General features: G+C 45.5%; 2 protein-coding genes. Both read right to left on the bottom strand.

The annotated features are described in order from the left end of the window. Positions 1 to 199 precede the first annotated feature (199 nt). Complete coding sequence (locus DK187_RS20815; protein WP_111609211.1) at positions 200 to 1,360, bottom strand: type II toxin-antitoxin system HipA family toxin; 1,161 nt, start codon at positions 1,358 to 1,360, stop codon at positions 200 to 202. Further along, entirely contained in the window at positions 1,350 to 1,601 is a 252-nt protein-coding gene (locus DK187_RS20810) for a helix-turn-helix domain-containing protein (protein ID WP_111609210.1), read from the bottom strand. The genes DK187_RS20815 and DK187_RS20810 overlap by 11 nt, the downstream gene beginning before the upstream one ends. Between the last annotated feature and the right edge of the window lie 375 nt (positions 1,602 to 1,976).

The raw sequence follows: 1,976 nt of genomic DNA, 5'->3' as shown, positions 1-1,976 counted from the left end.
ACCGTGACCCCACACTCCCAACCAACATCAACAAACGGCACATAACGCTACGCTCATGATGCCCTACAAAAATCAACGCACCCAATCACCTGTCGCGCCTTTAGGCCGTCAAAAAACTAATGACATCAAATCAAAACCTTGTCGCGCTAAAGCACGACTACTAAAAACTAACAACTCGGAGTCTGCCTGAAGGCGCAACCTACAACCCCAACGCCTTCTCTGCCAACCCCGCAAAGTGATCCAACAAACGACCTCTAGAATCCTTACCCGCTACCTGATTCTGCAATGATTTAACCTCATCTTGCAGCCAAACCATACCTGCTAAACACTCCGCAATGGCGCTTCGGGCTTGTTTAAGCGTTAATTCACAATGTGCAACAGCAAATCTTTCCAAATGCGCAATGCTACGCCAACGCTTACTTCCCAACAGTGTTAATGCCTGGATATCTTGTGAAATATACGCCGTTGTTGAAACCACATCATAAATTGGCGCCAAACGGATATCCTCAATAGAAGAGTACAACACACCAAAATTCTTCAAATGCGCATCACCATTTTGCAACCATTGATTCAACACAATGGCCTTAAAGTAACCTAATAAGGCCTTATTGCGATATTTTGGGCTGACAAAAATCGCAATACTCTTCGCCAACTGCTCGTAGCTGCCTACATACTTATCATCACGAGATCTGGCCTGTAAAACACAAAAGTCCTCAAACCCTAAATAACCACTCTCCGTCACATCAAAGCGTTTCATCACAAAACAGCGTTCATCGTCCGACAGATAAAACTCAGGCACATCAAGACCCGCCTTGCCCAGTACCGTCATACAAAGCCATTCATTCAACGCCAAATCAGGGTAATCATCCCCCCAAGACTTCACAATATAATGACCCATCCGCAAAGTGGCTTTATCTTTTAAAAGCGCCAACACTTTAGGCTGCACACCACTGACAGGCGAAGACAAAGCAAAACGCCCCACCAACTGAGCAAACAAATCCGGCTGTGAAGAATGCAGCACCTCATCCAAAGATAAACACTCATCTTCACCCAACATTGGCCCATAAGACAAACGGCCCTGCACCTTCCCCGCCAGCAAAGCCAACAAACCAAAATCATCCGTCGCCGTCAGTTTTGAAAAATGCTTTTTTAACACCGACAGCAAATAGCCCTCTGGCAAGTGCATTTCAAAAATAGGGAAAAGCCGATTAGAAACATAACTTTTAGTGCGGACAGGCATAGTCAAAGAAACAAAAGAGGGGGAATCGTCACAAACGTAGTTCAGTAAAAACTCATCAGACTCTTTCGACAAGCAAGCAACAGATTGAGCCCCAACACAAACCTCTAACTCAGTCATCATCACGCTCGGCTAACAAAGACTCAAAAGTGGGTAATCGGCTTACCGCGTGAGGTGTCACTTCATAATGCAGATACTCTAACATCTTCAACACTTTACGAAGACCAATATCCGCCACACGACCACTTTCAAAACCACTTAACGTCGCACGCGCCAACCCCAAATCATCCGCCATCTGCTGCTGACGAATGCCTTGCGCCTTACGTGTGTGTTTAACGAATAGCCCCAACTCTTGAAAGTTCATTTTGTTTAAAATACCTTACATAAAAATATAATTTAAACAATAGTACAATATATTAAACAAAAATAAACCCTCCCCATCACCTGTAGATACAAGGTCGCGCCTTCAGGCCGTCAAAAACCGAATCACACCAACCCAAGCCCTTGACGCGCTAAAGCACGACAAAAAATACTCTACCAACCATTGTAGGTCAGATGAGACGAGGAACGAGGCGTAATCTGACGCACGAGGCGTGATCCCACATTCCCAACCAACATCATCAAACGGCACATTACGCTCCGCTCATGATGCCCTACGAAAAACCAATACAAACCAACTCACACAACATCCCGTAGGTCAGATGAGACGAGGCACGAGGCGTAATCTGACGCACGAGGC

This window comes from Marinomonas arctica (assembly GCF_003259225.1).
Classification (GTDB): domain Bacteria; phylum Pseudomonadota; class Gammaproteobacteria; order Pseudomonadales; family Marinomonadaceae; genus Marinomonas; species Marinomonas arctica.
Note: the sequence above shows the minus strand (reverse complement) of the source record. Positions and strands in the feature narration are given on the sequence as shown.